Source organism: Pseudomonas sp. CCI3.1 (genome assembly GCF_034313985.1).
In the GTDB taxonomy this organism is placed as follows: Bacteria; Pseudomonadota; Gammaproteobacteria; order Pseudomonadales; family Pseudomonadaceae; genus Aquipseudomonas; species Aquipseudomonas psychrophila.
The window spans coordinates 3,443,023-3,460,650 of the sequence record NZ_JAVIWO010000001.1 but is presented as its reverse complement, the minus strand read 5'-3'; the positions used below and the strand labels follow the sequence as shown (position 1 = coordinate 3,460,650).

13 protein-coding genes are annotated in these 17,628 nt (G+C 60.7%); 4 read left to right on the top strand and 9 right to left on the bottom strand.

What is annotated here, in order from left to right:
• Positions 1 to 387 precede the first annotated feature (387 nt).
• A complete protein-coding gene (gene ilvD / locus RGV06_RS15800; protein ID WP_019828080.1) occupies positions 388 to 2,235 on the top strand; it encodes a dihydroxy-acid dehydratase in 1,848 nt (615 codons plus the stop codon).
• Positions 2,236 to 2,399: 164 nt separating this feature from the next.
• On the opposite strand, the gene RGV06_RS15795 is transcribed toward ilvD, so the two are convergent.
• Positions 2,400 to 3,455 carry a phosphorylcholine phosphatase gene (locus RGV06_RS15795; protein WP_048352482.1) on the bottom strand — a complete coding sequence of 352 codons (1,056 nt, stop codon included), beginning with the start codon at positions 3,453 to 3,455 and terminating at the stop codon, positions 2,400 to 2,402.
• 221 nt (positions 3,456 to 3,676) lie between these two features.
• Between RGV06_RS15795 and RGV06_RS15790 the strand changes: the two genes are divergently transcribed.
• The gene (locus RGV06_RS15790; RefSeq protein ID WP_019828082.1) at positions 3,677 to 5,068 is read left to right on the top strand and encodes an L-cystine transporter; all 1,392 of its coding nucleotides are present in this window, start codon (positions 3,677 to 3,679) and stop codon (positions 5,066 to 5,068) included.
• A gap of 128 nt (positions 5,069 to 5,196) precedes the next feature.
• On the opposite strand, the gene RGV06_RS15785 is transcribed toward RGV06_RS15790, so the two are convergent.
• Entirely contained in the window at positions 5,197 to 5,709 is a 513-nt protein-coding gene (locus tag RGV06_RS15785) for a dihydrofolate reductase (RefSeq protein ID WP_019828083.1), read from the bottom strand.
• Positions 5,710 to 5,799: 90 nt separating this feature from the next.
• Between RGV06_RS15785 and RGV06_RS15780 the strand changes: the two genes are divergently transcribed.
• Both RGV06_RS15780 and RGV06_RS15775 read left to right on the top strand, forming a co-directional pair.
• Positions 5,800 to 7,182 carry a DUF2868 domain-containing protein gene (locus RGV06_RS15780; protein ID WP_019828085.1) on the top strand — a complete coding sequence of 461 codons (1,383 nt, stop codon included), beginning with the start codon at positions 5,800 to 5,802 and terminating at the stop codon, positions 7,180 to 7,182.
• Positions 7,175 to 8,539, top strand: a complete 1,365-nt coding sequence (locus RGV06_RS15775; RefSeq protein ID WP_322150453.1) for a GTPase/DUF3482 domain-containing protein — start codon at positions 7,175 to 7,177, stop codon at positions 8,537 to 8,539. Before RGV06_RS15780 ends, RGV06_RS15775 begins: the two co-directional genes overlap by 8 nt.
• Before the next feature lie 27 nt (positions 8,540 to 8,566).
• On the opposite strand, the gene RGV06_RS15770 is transcribed toward RGV06_RS15775, so the two are convergent.
• From RGV06_RS15770 to RGV06_RS15740, 7 genes are all read right to left on the bottom strand, one after another.
• The gene (locus RGV06_RS15770) at positions 8,567 to 9,124 is read right to left on the bottom strand and encodes a phosphonate degradation HD-domain oxygenase (RefSeq protein ID WP_046810245.1); all 558 of its coding nucleotides are present in this window, start codon (positions 9,122 to 9,124) and stop codon (positions 8,567 to 8,569) included.
• Positions 9,124 to 10,251, bottom strand: coding sequence for a TIGR03364 family FAD-dependent oxidoreductase (locus RGV06_RS15765; protein ID WP_322150451.1), 1,128 nt, complete (start codon positions 10,249 to 10,251; stop codon positions 9,124 to 9,126). The genes RGV06_RS15770 and RGV06_RS15765 overlap by 1 nt, the downstream gene beginning before the upstream one ends.
• Before the next feature lie 139 nt (positions 10,252 to 10,390).
• On the bottom strand, positions 10,391 to 11,413 hold the full coding sequence (locus tag RGV06_RS15760; RefSeq protein WP_019828091.1) for a putative 2-aminoethylphosphonate ABC transporter substrate-binding protein: 1,023 nt from the start codon (positions 11,411 to 11,413) through the stop codon (positions 10,391 to 10,393).
• 47 nt (positions 11,414 to 11,460) lie between these two features.
• Positions 11,461 to 13,185 carry a putative 2-aminoethylphosphonate ABC transporter permease subunit gene (locus tag RGV06_RS15755; RefSeq protein ID WP_322150449.1) on the bottom strand — a complete coding sequence of 575 codons (1,725 nt, stop codon included), beginning with the start codon at positions 13,183 to 13,185 and terminating at the stop codon, positions 11,461 to 11,463.
• Between the two features lies 1 nt (position 13,186).
• Positions 13,187 to 14,263: a putative 2-aminoethylphosphonate ABC transporter ATP-binding protein gene (locus RGV06_RS15750; RefSeq protein ID WP_322150447.1), complete on the bottom strand. Its 1,077-nt coding sequence runs from the start codon at positions 14,261 to 14,263 to the stop codon at positions 13,187 to 13,189.
• Positions 14,264 to 14,480: 217 nt separating this feature from the next.
• Positions 14,481 to 15,344 (bottom strand): LysR family transcriptional regulator, encoded by an 864-nt coding sequence (locus RGV06_RS15745; protein WP_046810241.1) that lies wholly within the window; start codon positions 15,342 to 15,344, stop codon positions 14,481 to 14,483.
• A gap of 16 nt (positions 15,345 to 15,360) precedes the next feature.
• Positions 15,361 to 17,613, bottom strand: coding sequence for a heavy metal translocating P-type ATPase (locus RGV06_RS15740; protein WP_019828096.1), 2,253 nt, complete (start codon positions 17,611 to 17,613; stop codon positions 15,361 to 15,363).
• Between the last annotated feature and the right edge of the window lie 15 nt (positions 17,614 to 17,628).

Here is a 17,628-nt window from a genome sequence, read left to right as displayed (position 1 = left end):
CCACCCTTTAAAATAGTCTTTTCCTGCATAAAGACAGTCTTGGTCTTACTCGATGCTTGGTAATTGCTCACTGCACCTAATCCTCAGTCTTCCTGCTGCATGACTCGACACCTACATACCAAGGCTGATTACCCGCGTACGGCTGCCAGTTGCCTGTTTGTACTCTGGAGCAACCGTCTGGCCCATTCCCTCCGGCCGCCAGCCGTGTAGAATCGACGGATTCATCGCCAATCATCCCCGGCGGGTTTATGAGCTCAGGCCCAGGCGCGCGGCGATCCCGCAGCGTTTACGGCAGCTTGCGGATACGTAGTCATTTTCTGTGTGACCCGCAACCATTAGAAGCTCACTTCCCTGTTTGTTACCTGATTAGCCGCCCGGAGTTGTTCCATGCCTGACTATCGTTCGAAAACCTCCACCCACGGCCGCAACATGGCCGGTGCCCGCGCTTTGTGGCGCGCCACGGGGATGAAAGATGCCGACTTCAAGAAGCCGATCATCGCCATTGCCAACTCCTTTACCCAGTTCGTACCCGGCCACGTCCACCTAAAGGACATGGGCCAACTGGTTGCCCGCGAGATCGAACGCGCTGGCGGCGTTGCCAAAGAATTCAACACCATTGCCGTAGACGACGGCATCGCCATGGGCCATGACGGCATGCTGTATTCGCTGCCGAGCCGCGAGATCATCGCCGACTCCGTCGAGTACATGGTCAACGCCCACTGCGCCGACGCCATCGTGTGCATTTCCAACTGCGACAAAATCACCCCTGGCATGCTGATGGCCTCGCTGCGCCTCAACATCCCGGTGATTTTCGTTTCCGGCGGCCCGATGGAAGCAGGCAAAACCAAGCTCGCCAGCCACGGTCTGGACCTGGTAGACGCCATGGTCATCGCCGCCGACTCCAGCGCTTCTGACGAGAAGGTTGCCGAGTACGAGCGCAGCGCTTGCCCGACATGCGGTTCGTGCTCCGGCATGTTCACCGCCAACTCGATGAACTGCCTGACCGAGGCCCTGGGCCTGGCCCTGCCGGGTAACGGCACAGCACTGGCGACCCACAGCGACCGCGAGCAACTGTTCCTGCAGGCTGGCCGCACCATCGTCGACCTGTGCCGCCAGTACTACGTCGAGAACGACGAATCGGTACTGCCGCGCAACATCGCCAACTTCAAGGCATTTGAAAACGCCATGACGCTGGACATCGCCATGGGCGGATCGACCAACACCATCCTGCACTTGCTGGCCGCAGCCCAGGAAGCCGAGATCGATTTCGACCTTAAAGACATCGACCGCCTCTCGCGCCACGTGCCGCAGCTGTGCAAAGTGGCGCCGAATATCCAGAAGTACCACATGGAAGACGTGCACCGCGCTGGCGGCATTTTCTCCATCCTCGGCTCGCTGGCCCGTGGCGGCCTGCTGCACACCGACCTGCCGACCGTACACAGCAAGACCCTGGCTGAAGGCATCGCCAAATGGGACATCACCCAGACTGACGACGAAGCCGTACACACATTCTTCAAGGCAGGCCCGGCCGGCATCCCGACGCAAACTGCGTTCAGCCAGTCCACACGCTGGGAAACCCTGGACGACGACCGCGAAAACGGCTGCATCCGAAGCGTCGAGCATGCTTACTCGCAAGAGGGCGGCCTGGCCGTGCTGTACGGCAACATCGCGCTGGATGGCTGCGTGGTCAAAACCGCGGGTGTCGACGAGTCGATCCACGTGTTCGAAGGCAACGCCAAGATCTTCGAAAGCCAGGACAGTGCCGTGCGCGGCATTCTGGCTGACGAAGTGCAGTCCGGTGACATCGTGATCATCCGTTACGAGGGTCCAAAGGGCGGCCCGGGTATGCAAGAGATGCTCTACCCGACCTCCTACCTGAAATCCAAAGGCCTGGGCAAAGCGTGTGCCTTGCTCACCGATGGCCGCTTCTCGGGCGGCACTTCGGGTCTGTCCATCGGCCATGCCTCACCGGAAGCGGCTGCTGGCGGCGCGATTGGTCTGGTGCAGGACGGCGACAAAGTGCTGATCGACATTCCAAACCGCTCGATCAACCTGATGATCAGCGACGAAGAAATGGCGGCACGCCGTGCAGAGCAAGACAAGAAAGGCTGGAAGCCGGTAGAAATCCGCCCACGCAAAGTCACCACCGCCCTCAAGGCCTATGCCTTGCTGGCTACCAGCGCCGACAAGGGCGCGGTGCGTGATAAAGCGTTGCTGGACAAGCTGGTGCCGTAAGCCACCGCGCAACAGTAAAAATCCCGGCCAGGTGCCGGGATTTTTTATGCCCAACCCCACTATGTGGGAGCGAGCCTGCTCGCGAAGGTCGTTAGCAATATCGCGGGTTTAGTGGGCAATCGCGAGCAGGCTCGCTCCCACAATGAACATTTGTGCAAACTCGGTTACTGGATCTGATCAGGCTTGACGATCACCCAGTTCTTGTCCGCCGTGACCGGCAAACCTTCCTTGGCCTGGGCCGCTGCGTTCTTGGCCATCATGCCTTCCAGCTGCGCCATGTATTTGTCCTTGCGGTTGACCCACAGGTGAATCCCGCCTTTGGCCACGTCCACACCGTGGAACAGCATGTAACCATCACTGGATGGCGTATCACCGCCCACCAGCACCGGTTTTTTCCATTGATCGATATAGGTCAGGATCGCCGCTTGCTTGCCAGCCATCCACGTCGCCGGCGTCCACAGGTAAGGCGTCAGCTCCAGCCCAAGGTTGGCTTTTTCGTTATAGGTCCCCGCACTGATCTGCTTGCGTGCCGTGGTCAGCTCTCCGGTTTTGCGATCCTTGAGCAAGGTGGTCACGCCAATCACATTCTGCGGTTTGACGTTGTAACCGTACTTGGGGTCCGCCGCGACCATACGCACCAGCTCTTCCGAGGCGGCGGTCATCACGTAGACCTCGATGCCGTTCTCCATCAGCTTGTTGAACAGCTCAACCTGACCGGTAAACACCTTGGGCGGTTGAACCTGGGAGCTCTTGACCACATCGCCTTCAAAGTAAGTCACCGGCACCGGCTTGCCCGACGCCATCAACTCGTCCACATAGCCCTTGAGCTGTTGCAGGGTGAAGCCGGAAAACACCTGGGCCACCCACGGATAGCAGACCATGTCGTCGATTTCACACAGGCGATAGTAGTAACTGAACAGGCTTTCTTTATGGTCAGCGGTATCTTTGAACGGGATCAGCTTGAGTGACGGGTCGAGGCTCTCGCGGGTGATCAGGCCCTTGTTTTCCATGTACGGCAGCAGGGCCTCTTCCAGATCGTTGCGATAACTGGTGTTGTCCATGTCAAAGACCGCGAAGTTACCCTTGTTCGCGTTGGCGGCGATCATGGCCTCCAGTTGCTTGGCCTGGTCAGCGGGCCAGTGTTTCAATTCTGTGGCCAGCACCTGGCCTGTCAGGCCCAGACACAGGGTTGCAGCGATCAACTTGGCGGTCAGTTTCATCAGCTATGCTCCACGTCAAAGGCATCGAAGCTAACAAACCTGTATGACAGTTTTTGACTTGGACACGACTGTCAGCGTCTTGAATGCGCCACGCGGCTTATTCCAAAAACCTAGGTATCCATTCCACAACGGTATATTTGTAGATATATCAACCTGTTACGATTTCCGGTTCGAAATAGCTGCACACAAATACTGGTACAAGTCGTCCCCTCGGAGCTTTCATGAATTTCCCGCTGATCCTCAATCTGCTGGTGTTCCTCGCGTTGCTGTTCGGCCTGTCGCTGACCCGCCACACCGCGTGGAGCCTTGCGAAAAAAGTCTTGCTGGCGCTGGTTCTCGGCGTGGTCTTCGGGCTGTGCCTGCACATGACCTACGGCTCCGATAGCCCTACCCTGAAAACCTCCATCGGCTGGTTCGACCTGGTTGGCAGCGGCTACGTGCAGTTGCTGCAAATGATCGTGATCCCGCTGGTATTCGCATCGATCCTCAGCGCTGTGGCCCGCCTGCATAACGCCTCATCTCTGGGCAAAATCAGCTTCCTGACCATCGGCACGCTGCTGTTCACCACCATGATCGCAGCGCTGGTGGGCATCGGCCTGACCAACCTGTTCGGCCTGACCGCCGATGGCCTGGTAGCGGGCGCAGCTGAAATGAGCCGTCTGCAAGTGATCCAGAGCGACTACGCGGGCAAGGTCTCAGACTTGAATGTGCCGCAGTTGCTGCTGTCGTTTATCCCGCAAAACCCGTTTGCCGACCTGGCCCGAGCCAAGCCGACATCGATCATCAGCGTGGTGATTTTCGCGGCCTTCCTGGGCATTGCTGCACTGCAACTGTTCAAGGACGAGCCGGAAAAAGGCGGCAAGATCATCAGCGCCATCGACACCCTGCAAGCCTGGGTGATGCGTCTGGTACGCCTGGTCATGAAACTGACCCCGTACGGCGTGCTGGCCCTGATGACCAAAGTGGTCGCCATGTCCAATGTGCAAGACATCATCAAACTGGGCAGCTTTGTGGTGGTGTCCTACATCGCCCTGGCACTGATGTTCGTGATTCACGGCGTGATCCTGTCGGTATCCGGCGTTAACCCACTGCGCTTTTTCCGCAAGGTATGGCCAGTACTGACGTTTGCCTTCACCAGCCGTTCGAGCGCGGCCAGCATTCCGCTGAGCATCGAAGCGCAAACCCGTCGCCTGGGGATTCCGTCTTCCATCGCCAGCTTTGCCGCCTCGTTTGGCGCGACCATTGGCCAGAACGGCTGTGCCGGTCTGTACCCGGCCATGTTGGCGGTAATGGTTGCCCCGACCGTGGGCATTAACCCGCTGGACCCGATGTGGATAGCTTCGCTGGTCGCGATCGTGACCTTGAGTTCAGTAGGGGTGGCCGGTGTGGGCGGTGGTGCGACCTTCGCGGCACTGATCGTATTGCCCGCGATGGGCCTGCCGGTGTCATTGGTGGCGTTGCTGATTTCAGTTGAGCCGTTGATCGACATGGGTCGCACGGCGCTGAACGTCAGCGGTTCTATGGTTGCCGGTACGGTGACCAGCCAGATTCTGCACCAGACCGACAAGGCCATTCTGGCTGAAGACGATCACGGTGATCTGGCGCACGCGTAACACTTGACTGACCCCGCGCCCACTCTTGTGGGAGCGGGCTTGCTCGCGATTCAGGCAACGCGATTTGTCTTTACCAACGCGGTGATGCAATCGCGAGCAAGCCCGTTCCCACAGGGTAAGGGGTTGCCTTAAATTCTTTCCCACACCTCAAAGCTGAACGCCGGTTTGTCATCTGCCGCCTCGTGCAGCTCTTCTGACACCCGCTTCCACTGCGCCTGATCAAACTCAGGGAACCACGCATCGCCTTCCGGGCTCATCCCCACCCGCGTCAGGTACAACCGGTCGGCATCCGCCAGACCCTGGGCATACAACTGCGCACCGCCAATCAACATCACTTCGCTGACACCCTGCTCGGTTGCCCATTGCTCCGCGCGCTCAACAGCGGCCTCAAGGGAGGCAAATACCTCGGCACCTTCAAGCTGCAGATCGGTCTGACGACTGACCACCAGGTTCAAGCGACCCGGCAACGGGCGTCCCAGCGAATCCCAGGTTTTGCGACCCATGATGATCGGCTTGCCCAGGGTGGTGGCCTTGAAGTATTTGAAATCCGCAGGCAAATGCCACGGCATGCTGTTGTCGACGCCGATCACGCGGTTTTCAGCGAGTGCCGCGATCAGGCTAAGGGGGAGTGATTTTTTCATGGCGCCGAGGATACCAGAGCGGCCCGCGCCGACAGTACCCCGCCTGACTAACAGCGGTTATGCTCTTTGTTCACTTGAATGGAATGTCGCGTGACTCAACTTTCCCCCTTACAACGCCTCTGGCTGACCGAAACCGTGCGCCTGCGCGAAGAACACGCAGGCCCGCTGGACGACCTTGAAGCCAATCGCCGTGCCCGAACCTCGGCGGGCGACTTATCCACACGCCTGCAAAACCGCGCCCTGTGGCTGGCCGAACGGGATGGTTTGCTCAGTGCCATGCAGCACTGGTTGCAAGGTGCAAGGCTGGCGCTGTTGGTGCTGGCGGTACTCGCCGTACTCAGTGGCGCCGGTCTTGCATTCGCGGCCCTGGGCGACGGGCAAACCCCGGTCAATGTGTTCTGGGCACTGGGCAGTCTGCTGGGGCTCAACCTGATCCTGCTATTGAGCTGGGTGATGGGTCTGCTGTTTGCCGGTAACCACGGCGCGAGCCTGGGCCGCCTGTGGTTGTGGCTCAGTGAAAAGCTCGCCCGTGACGCCAAGGCCGCACAACTGGCCCCCGCATTATTGTTGTTGTTGCAACGACGCAAACTCAATCGATGGGCGCTCGGCACACTGGTCAATGGCCTGTGGCTGCTGGCGATGCTCAGCGCGCTGGTGATGATGCTGTTGCTTATGGCTACTCGCCGCTACGGATTCATCTGGGAAACCACGATCCTCGGTGCCGACGTATTTGTCGCCGCCACCCGCGCCCTTGGCGCACTGCCCCACTGGCTGGGGTTTGGCGTACCGACCGTGGAAATGATCCGCATCAGCAACGACACCAGCCTCTACAACAACGAACTGGTGCGCCAGGCATGGGCGGTCTGGCTGGTCGGCGTGGTGCTGATCTACGGCGTGATTCCACGCCTGCTCCTGGCAGCCTTGTGCCTGTGGCGCTGGAAAAGCGGACGCAACGCATTGCAGCTCGATCTCAACTTGCCCGGTTACAGCCAGTTGCGCGAACGCCTGATGCCCAGCAGTGAGCGTCTGGGCGTCAACGACATTGCACCTGAGCAATTGCACAACGTGCAGGCCGGGCACAGCGACCTGCAAACCGATGGCGCATTGATCGTGGCCATTGAGCTGGACGACCAGCACCCGTGGCCACCCAAATTGCCTGCCACGGTCAAGGACGCGGGCATTCTCGACAGTCGCGAGTCCCGGCAAAAACTGCTCGAACAAATGACCCGCTTTCCCCCGGCCCGCCTGGCCATTGCCTGCGACCCGCGACGCTCGCCGGATCGCGGCAGCCTGGCGCTGATCGGCGAGTTGGCGCGCAGTGCCAGCGAAACCCGTGTGTGGCTGCTGCAAGCCCCGCCCGGTCAGGCGCTGGACGCCGACCGCCTGGGCGACTGGCACACCGCGCTGCAACAACTGGGGCTGCCTTTCGCCGCCAGCGCGCCCTTGAACTGGCTGGAGACAGGCCATGACTAAGCCACTCACGCTGGCCGTAGTCGGCCACACCAACGTCGGCAAAACCTCATTGCTGCGCACCCTGACCCGGGATGTCGGCTTTGGCGAAGTGTCCCATCGCCCCAGCACCACGCGCCATGTCGAAGGTGCGCGATTATCGGTAGACGGCGAGCCCCTGCTGGAGCTCTACGACACGCCGGGGCTTGAAGATGCCATCGCCCTGCTCGACTACCTGGAACGCCTCGACCACCCCGGCGAACGCCTGGATGGCCCCGCGCGGGTGGCGCGGTTTCTCGAAGGCAGTGAGGCGCGCCAGCGTTTCGAGCAGGAGGCCAAGGTACTGCGCCAACTGCTGGCATCGGACGCGGGGCTGTATGTGATCGACGCCCGCGAGCCGGTACTGGCCAAGTACCGCGACGAACTCAGTGTGCTGGCCAGTTGCGGCAGGCCGCTGCTGCCGGTACTCAATTTTGTCAGCAGCCCGCAGCATCGCGAACCGGAGTGGCGCGAAGCCCTGGCACGCCTCGGTTTGCATGCACTGGTGCGGTTTGACAGCGTGGCCCCGCCCGAAGATGGCGAGCGCCGCTTGTATGAAAGCCTGGCCCTGCTGCTGGAGCATTCACGGGAGGCGTTGCAGCGACTGATTACAGACCATGAGGCTCAACGTGAAGCCCGCAAGCACAGTGCGCTGCGCTTGATCGCCGAATTATTGATCGACTGCGCCGCGTGCCGTCGCAGCGTAGTCAGCGAAAAAGCCGCCGAACAACAGGCCATCCAGCAACTGCGTGAAGCGATCCGCCAGCGTGAGCAGCGCTGCGTTGAAGCCATGCTCAAACTGTATGGCTTTCGTACCAGCGATGCGGCGGCCAGTGATTTGCCGTTGCTCGACGGACGTTGGGGCGATGACTTGTTCAACCCTGAGACCCTCAAGCAACTGGGTGTGCGGGTTGGTAGCGGGATTGCTGCAGGCGCGGCGGCCGGGGCCGGTGTGGACCTGATGGTCGGTGGCCTGACCCTGGGTGCGGCCGCACTGGCCGGCGCCATTGCCGGCGGTGCGCTGCAGACCGCACGCAGCTATGGCAGCCGCTTGCTGGGCAAACTCAAGGGCCAGCGTGAATTGACCGTGGACGACAGCGTGCTGCGCCTGCTGGCCTTGCGCCAACGGCAATTGCTGCACGCCCTCAATGCCCGCGGGCATGCCGCTGTCGACAGCATCAAGGTCGCCACCCCACAGGACAAAACCTGGCGCGAGGGCAAATTGCCCGAAGCCCTGAACAAAGCCCGTGCGCACCCGCAATGGTCGTCTCTGAACCCGCATCCGAAGCTGAACCAGGCTGAGCGCCAGGAGCAGATCGAGGCGTTGGCCGGGCAGATCTAAGTACCGACTCAACCCCCCCGTGGGAGCTTAAGCCTCTAACAGGCGGACGGCCTTGTTCTTGAGGAGTTGCAGGTCGATCAGTGGCACGTGCATTTCCTTGGCCTGCTCATCCCAGACCCGCATGCGCAGGCTCAACGCACACAGCGGATCTTGCTCGAATGCATCCGCCTCGGCCTCGCTCATCACTCCGCCCTGATACCCCAGCGTGCGGATACTGGCTTCACTCAGCAGGTCGTAATAGCCTGGTTGCCGCAAAGTCAGGTAGCGCTTGGCCTGCACGTGATACTCCACCAGCTTGGCCAGTCGTTCACTGAAGCCTGCACGGCGCAAATAGCGGGCGCCCACCAACTCATGGCTGACCACACCATATCCGCCCATGTTCTTTGCATCATTGACACAGAAGTGCCCAATATCGTGAAAGAACGCCGCCAGGATCACTTCATCATCACAGCCCTCATCCAACGCAAGCTGCGCGGCCTGGGACATATGCTCGATTTGCGACACCGGCTCGCCGATGTAATCGTCAGTGCCGTATTGCTGATACAAACCAAAAATGTCTTCAACCACTTGCTGTGCGTGTGTCATCACCTCTCCTCCAGCATCCGGGCGATATTGCCCTCGGCCATTGCCGGGCCCACGCTCATGCCCACACCGGTGTGCATCAGCGCCGCATTCAAACCCGGCGCCACCTCCAACCAGGAGAACGGCTTGGCTCCTTTCGCACCATAGACGCCCTGCCAGCGCTCGACCACCCTGACTTCACAGCCCAGGGTTTCTTCGCAGAGTTGCAGCATCCAGTTATCCACCTGTTCACCGTTAAAGGGCGATGGATCCCGGCCGTAATCGTGAGAATCACCGACAATCAGGTCACCGTAAGGGGTTGGGCTGATCAGTAGATGAATGCCGTGCTGATCCAGATGCGGGCTGTCGCGCAGAATTTCGTTCTGCACCGCCGCAGCTTGCGGCAGGTCGGCAAAGGCACCGTAATGGACACAGCTCAGCCCGGTCAGCAGGGCGTGTTGCAGCTTCAAATCGACCTTGGGTCGCACGCGCAGCATTTGCAGGCGGCAAATCTGTGGACTGAGTTTGGCCAGCGGCTCAGCCAGCAACGTCAGGTAATCGTGACCCGAGCACACAATCACGTGCGAGCCCTTGAAGCTCCCCGCCGTGGTGTGGACCTGACCGGGCTCGACATCGCGCACCAGGGTCGAAAAATGAAACTCGACACCCAGGTCACGCTGCAAATACGCAATCAATGCCGCAATGGCTTCCCGTGAATAGACCTGCTGGTCGTCAAGCCCATGCAGTGCGGCACGGTGATGGCTGAATTGACCGCCGTACAGCGCGTCCATTTCTGCACCGCGCAAGAGTTCGACGCGATAGCCAAATTCACGGGCGCGGCCTTGGCAGAAGGCATCCAGCAACTGTTCTTCGGCTTCGGTTCGAGCGAACAGGTATGAGCCATTACGCTTGAGGTCAAAACCCGCGCGCTGCGCCCAATCGGCCCAAATAGGGCGGCTGGCCCGGGCCAGGTCGAGCATCACGCCGGGTGGCTGGCCGGTGACCAGCGCCTGGCCAAAGTTGCGCACCGACGCACCCAAGGGCGTAGCGGTGCGTTCGAATACGCGCACCCTGAGCCCGCGTCTTGCAGCGGCGTAGGCATGGGACAAGCCCAGAATGCCAGCGCCGACGATAAGGATTGGTTGAGTCATCACGATGTCCTGAAGGGCAACTTCACTTCCCTTGTGGGAGCGGGCTTGCTCGCGATACAAACGCCGCGGTGCGGCTGTCCAACCGCAGCGATCCAATCGCGGGCAAGCCCGCTCCCACAGGTCTTTTGTGGCTACAAAACTACTGCGCCGCTTTCTCGGACTTGCCGTCATAGCGCTTGCGCCATTCGGCCAGAATGCTGTCGCGGTTCTTGGAGGCCCAGGCGAAGTCGTTTTTGATCAGACGTTGCTCGTAGTCGGCTGGCAGTTCGGTTTGTGGCTTGGCGATGCCCGGCTGAGCGAGTACCGCAAAATTCTCTTTATAAAGCTCCATCGCTGCCGGGCTGGCGGAGAAGTCAGCCAGTTTTTTGGCTGCCTCTTCATGCGGTGTGCCTTTGATCACGGCAGTGGCTTCGATTTCCCAGCCCAGGCCTTCTTTTGGCAACACGATGTCCAGCGGTGCGCCCTGGCGCTTGAGCTGCACGGCCGGGTATTCAAACGAAATACCAATCGGGAACTCACCCGAGGCCGCCAGCTTGCACGGCTTGGAGCCCGAGTGGACGTACTGGCCGATGTTCTGGTGCAAGTCGTCCATGTACTGCCAGCCCTGCTTCTCGCCGAAGGTCTGCAGCCACGCACTTACGTCCAGAAAACCGGTGCCGGACGAAGCCGGGTTAGGCATGACGATCTTGCCCTTGTACTCAGGCTTGGTCAGGTCTTGCCAGCTCACCGGCTTGGTCAGGCCCTGCTTCTCGGCTTCGATGGTGTTGAAGCAAATAGTCGCGGCCCACACGTCCATCCCCACCCAGGCGGGCGGATTGGCCGTATCGCGATAGTTGGCGCCAATCTTGGCCAGGTCTTTGGGGGCGTAGCTTTGCAGCATGCCTTGCTGATCCAGAATCGCCAGGCTGGAAGCCGCCAGGCCCCAGACGGCATCGGCTTGCGGGCGGGCTTTCTCGGCCAGCAGCTTGGCCGTGATGATGCCCGTGGAATCGCGCACCCACTTGATCTCAACGTCCGGGTTGGCCTTCTCGAAAGCCTGCTTATAGGTCTTGAGCTGCTCGGCTTCGAGGGCCGTGTACACGGTCAGCTCGGTTTTGGCAGCAAACGCATTGAAGCTAAAAGCGGTGAGGACAGCAGCGGCAAGAGCAAGTGGCTTGAACATGGTGCGGTTCCTTTATGGTTGTAGGGGCAGGATTGAGAGGGCACGAATCATTGAGCCGGAGCGCCCTGGCGCCAGGCCTGGGAGCGACGCAGCAACCCGCGTGAAGCCCAGGCCAGCAGCAGGGACACACCTACCGAGGTGAACAGGATCAGGGTCGACATGGCCGCCGCGCCGCCAACGTTGCCGGCGTCGTCCATGTTCAGTACCGCCACCGCCGCCAGGATGGTGTCGGGGCTGTAGAGGAAGATCGCCGCTGACACGGTGGTCATCGCCGAGACAAACAGGTAGCGGATGATGTCCAGCAGCGCCGGCAGGCAGATCGGTACGGTGACGCGCCAGAAATGGCGATACAGGGGTGCTTTGAGCGACAGCGCGGCGGCTTCGAATTCGCCATCGAGCTGACGCAGTGCCGTCGTGGCGGTCATTTGGGCGGTGGTCAAATAGTGAGCAATGGTGCACACCACCAGCAGAGTCATGGTGCCGTAGAGCACGTGAAGCGGGTTGCCGGGCAAGTTGAAAAAGAACACGTAGCCCAGGCCAAGCACCAGGCCGGGCACCGCCATCGGCACAAAGCTGAGCATGCGCAGGGCCAGGTTGAGTCCTTTCTGGCCCTTGGTTTTCTCCATCAGGTAGGCACCGGTGAAGATCACTGCACTGCCGATCAAGGCCGTGCACACCGCCATGGTCACGCTGTTGCGATAAGCCAGCCAGCCACCACCGGCCGTGTCGTTGAATTGGTAGTGGTTGAGCGACAAGGACAGGTTGTACGGCCAGAACTTGACCAGCGACGAGTACACCGCCATGCCGAATACCAGCAGCAAAATGGCGCAGATCAGCAGCACGATGGTCAGGTAGCAGCGGTCACGCACTTTGGAAGGCACTGGCTTGAACACTTGGGCGCGGCCGCTCATGGAGTCGCCATGCTGGCGGCGCAGCCAGGCATCGACCCCGAAGCTGAACAGCGCAGGCAGTAGCAAGACCATGCCGATCAGCGCACCGCGACCGAATTGCTGCTGACCGACCACGGCTTTGTAGGCTTCCAGCGCCAGCACTTGATAGTCGCCGCCCACTACAACGGGTACACCAAAATCGGTGATGGTCAGGGTGAACACCAGACAGAACGCGGCGAACACCGCCTGTTTGGTGCCCGGCCAGGTGATGCTGCGAAAGGCCTTGAAGGGCCCGGCGCCCATGCTCGATGCAGCGTCAAACAAGCGCGCATCTGCCAGCGACAAGGCAGACAGCAAAATCATCAACGCGTGAGGGAAGGTATAAATCACTTCACCGAGCACGATCCCCCAGAAGCCGTAGATGTTGTCCGAAATCAGCCCGCGCAACATGCCTTGGTTGCCAAACAGGTAAACCAGCGCAATGCCCGGCAACATTGACGGAGCCATCAGCGGCAACAGTGACATCCCGCGCCAGATACGTTTGCCGGGGATCATGGTGCGTTGCAGGGCGTAGGCAAACAGGTAAGCCAACGGTACGACAATTGCCGCGACGCTCAGCGCAACCTTGAGGCTATTGCCCACCAACCAGTGAAAATTTTCGCTGGTGACCAGCTCCCGGGCGGCGACCCAACCGCCGCCCTGGCCATCTTCAGCGCTGAACCCGCGCCAGAAGATCGCCAGCAACGGCATCAGCACCGCGACGCCCAACAGCAGCAGTAACAGCAGCTTGCCGCCCACGACGAAAATGCGGTCACCACGCTCCGCCTTCGAGATTTTGCGGGTCACTTTGCCGGGTAACGGCAAGGTCAATTGGCCGGCCATCTCAGGCAAACACCTGCAGGCTGCCCGGCGGCAGGGCGACAAAAATGTCCGGGGCGCCAAGGCGTGGTAAGTCCTGGCTGCCGACTTCGGCAGTCAGTGCATGGCCCGGCAAGTGGTTGAGTTCAAAACTCATGCGGCACCGGTTGCCCAGAAAGGTGATTTCTCGCACTCGCGCCGGGAATAGGTTTTCCTGATGCAGCACCGGGTTGACGCTGATGGCTTCGGGACGACAGAACAAACGGCCCGAGGCGGCCCGCCCGGCGTCGTCTGCAAGACGCATGTTCATCCCGCCGACCTGAGCGTGGCTGGCGCTGTTGCGTTGAAACGGTAGCCAGTTGCCCTGCCCCACAAACTCGGCCACAAACGGAGTAGCGGGCTTGTCGTAGATTTCTTGCGGAGTGGCGTATTGCTCGACCTTGCCGTTATTCATCACGGCAATGCGGTCGGCCATCAACATGGCCTCGTCCTGGTTGTGGGTGACCATCAGCGTGGTGATCCCCAGGCTGCGCTGCAGTTGGCGCAGCTCGGTACACAAGTGCTCACGCACACGGGCATCCAGTGCCGACATCGGTTCGTCGAGCAACAGCAAGGACGGCGATGGTGCCAAGGCGCGGGCCAGGGCAACTCGCTGTTGCTGGCCGCCGGACAATTGCCCCGGGAATTTCTTTTCACTGCCGGTCAGGCCCACGAGTTCCAGCATGTCGCCAACCCGCTTGCGCACCACATCGCGATTGCTGCCCGCCAGGCCGTAGGCAATGTTGGCTTCAACGGTCAGGTTGGGAAATAGCGCGTAGGACTGGAACAGAATCCCGTAGTCCCGGGCTTGAGGCGCAAGTTCAGACACATCGCGCGAACCCAGATACAGCGCGCCGTCGTCCTGACGCTCAAGCCCCGCAATGCAGCGCAGCAGTGTGGTCTTGCCGCAGCCGGAAGGCCCGAGCAGACACACCAGCTCGCCTGCGGCCACGTTCAGCGAGACGTTGTCCAGCGCGGTAAAGGCGCCAAAGCGCTTGCTGACATTACGCACCCTCATCGGTACGCCGGGTTGGGTCAAAGCGGTTGCGTTCGAGCTGTTCATGGATGCACCTCATCAAGCAGATGGGGGCCATCCTAGAGACGCAATGCGTACAAGATGTGGCAGCAAGGCCAAAGCTGCCGATAGTGGTATTGGTGGATTTGGGTATGGGTGCAGGGTCATTGTGGGAGCGGGCTTGCTCGCGATGGCCTTACCGCATTTTGCCTGACAGACCGCATCGTCTGCATCGCGAGCAAGCCCGCTCCCACAGTGGTTGTGGTCAGGCCGGGGCCATTTCCTGCGCCAGCCCCAGAAATGCCGCGGGCAAACGCGCCGATTTGCGCTCTTTGAGGCAGTACAGGTATTCGTGGATGACCGGCGCATTTTCCAGGGTCAGCACCCGAAGCTGCGGATCGTGGGGCACCTCTTGCCGGGCGATGATGCTGATGCCGATATTGCGCAATACCGCCTCGCGGATCGACTCCCGGCTGCCAATCTCCAGCAACGGGCCAAAGCTCACACCGGCGCTGGCCAGCAGCTCTTCTGTCAGCTTGCGCGTGGTCGAGCCCTGTTCGCGCATCAACAGGCAATGCCCGGCCAGCGCACTCAATGGCACGTGTTCGAGCTTGGCCAGCGGGTGATTGCGATGCACCGCCAGCACCAGCGGATCGGTGCCGAGTACGCGGCGAATCAGGCGCGGGTCCTCCAGTAACTGCGACGAAGCGGCGATGTCGACCCGGTATTCATCCAGCGCTTCAAGCACCTGCCGGGAGTTGCCGATGTCCACCGACACTTCGATCTGCGGCAAGCGTTCGCGAAAGGCTTTGACCAGGTCGAGGATGTAATACGGTGCCGTGGCGGCGATGCGCAAAGTACCCACGCCCTGACCGCTGTTGCGCAAAAAGAACTCAATGTCGGCTTCTTGCTGGAGCAGTGCCTTGACCATCGGCAGCAAGCGCACACCCTCATCGCTGAGGGTCAGGCGCCGGCCGCCACGGTAAAACAACTCCACGGCGTACTGGCTTTCGAGGTTGCGGATCTGCGTGGTCACGGTCGGCTGGCTAAGCCCGAGCTTTTTTGCGGCCAGAGTAATGCTGCCCAACTGGGCCACCCGGTAAAACGCTTTCAGCTCGGCACTCAGCACAACGGCCTCTCTTGATCTATTTGCGCAACAGGCGCAAACCGTTGAATACCACCAACAGGCTGACGCCCATGTCGGCAAACACGGCCATCCACATGGTGGCCATTCCGAGGAAGGTTACCGCAAGAAAGATCGCTTTGATGACCAATGCCAGGGCAATGTTCTGCTTGAGGATGCTGGAGGTCTGGCGTGACAGACGAATGAATGCGGGGATTTTGCGCAGATCGTCGTCCATCAGGGCAACATCTGCGGTCTCAATCGCTGTATCTGTGCCGGCTGCGGCCATCGCAAAACCGATCTCGGCACGGGCCAGTGCGGGGGCATCGTTGATCCCGTCACCCACCATGCCCACGTGATGACCTTTTGCGTACAGGGCTTCGATTGCCTTGAGCTTGTCCTCCGGCAACAAGTTGCCTTGCGCTTCGTCGATGCCGACCTGGGCCGCAATGGCGCTGGCGGTGTGCGGGTTGTCACCGGTCAGCATCAAGGTTTTGATGCCCAGTTCATGCAACTCACGGATCGCTTCGCGACTGGTTTCCTTGACGGTGTCTGCCACCGCGAAAAGCGCCATCGGCCCTGAGTTGTCACACAGCAAAATGACCGTTTTACCCTGTTCTTCCAGCGCAAAGAGTTTTGCTTCAAGGGCAGGCGAGCACAGGCCAAGCTCCTCCACCAGACGATGGTTGCCCAAATGGTAAAGCTTGCCGTCAATCTCACCACGCACGCCGCGACCGGCCAGGGCGGCGAAGTTATCCACAGCGCTCAGTTGCAGTTTTTTATCCACAGCCGCAGTGGCCACGGCCAGTGAAACCGGGTGATCGGAGCGCGAGGCCAAGCTCGCGGCCAACACTACGGCGCTGTCGGCGACCAACGGATCAAGGGGCAGGTAGTCGGTTTGAACCGGCTTGCCGTGGGTGATGGTGCCGGTTTTGTCGAGGGCCAGAAAGTCGAGTGTGTGGCCGCTTTCCAGGTACACACCGCCCTTTACCAAAATCCCTTTGCGGGCCGCTGCAGCCAGACCACTGACGATGGTGACCGGAGTCGAGATCACCAGCGCACACGGGCACGCCACCACCAGCAACACCAGGGCGCGGTAGATCCAGTCGTACCATACGCCGCCCATCAACAGGGGCGGGATCACGGCCACTGCCAAAGCGAACACGAACACCAGCGGGGTATAGATTTTCGAGAAGCTGTCGACGAAACGCTGGGTCGGCGCCCGTGAGCCTTGGGCTTGCTCCACGGCGTGGATGATCCGCGCCAGCGTCGAGTTGTTGGCCGCAGCCGTCACCCGGTACTCCAGGGCACCGGCCTGGTTGATGGTGCCCGCAAACACTTTATCGCCCACGGTTTTTTCGATAGGCAGGCTTTCACCGGTGATCGGCGCCTGATCGATGGTAGAACTGCCCGCGATCACTTCGCCGTCCAGGCCGATTCGCTCGCCGGGGCGCACTCGCACGATGGCGCCAAGCGCGATGTCTTTGACCTCACGCTCAACCCAGGTGCCATCCGCCTGCTGCACGGTGGCTTTGTCCGGCGCCATTTGCATCAGTCCGCTGATGGCATTGCGTGCGCGGTCGAGGGATTTGGCCTCGATCAACTCGGCCACGGTAAACAGGAACATCACCATGGCAGCTTCTGGCCATTGGCCGATCAACACCGCGCCGGTCACGGCGATGCTCATCAGCGCGTTGATATTCAGGTTGAGGTTTTTAAGGGCAATCCAGCCCTTTTTGTAGGTGGTGAGGCCGCCGCTGAGGATCGACACCAGCGCCACCAGTGCGATGACCCACGTGGGCGCTGCATCGGTGAAATGCAGCACTTCAGCCGCCAGTGCGCCCACACCGGCCACCGCCAGCGGCCACCCGTGTTTTTTCGCGGGCGGTGCAGCCGGGGCCGCCTCTGCCCCTGACTCAATAGGATCGGCCTGCATGCCAAGGGATTTGATCGCCGCGATAATCGGCTCAGTCGACGGCAGGTCGTGGGTCACGCCCAGCACCCGGTTAATCAGGTTGAACTCCAGTTGCTGCACACCCGCCAGCTTGCCCAGCTTGTTCTGGATCAGCGTTTGCTCGGTGGGGCAATCCATCGCTTCGATGCGAAAGTTGCTCAACCGCGAGCCCGCCGTGGGGGTGGCGCCGAGCTTGATTACGCTTGGCCCCGCTGCGGTCGAGCAGCAGCTGTGGGCATGGCTGGCGTGGTCATGCTTCGCGCCATGGTCGTGATCATGATCGTGGGGATGCTTGTGCGGGGTGTGAATGGAATCGCTCATCAGGTTGCGTCCGGA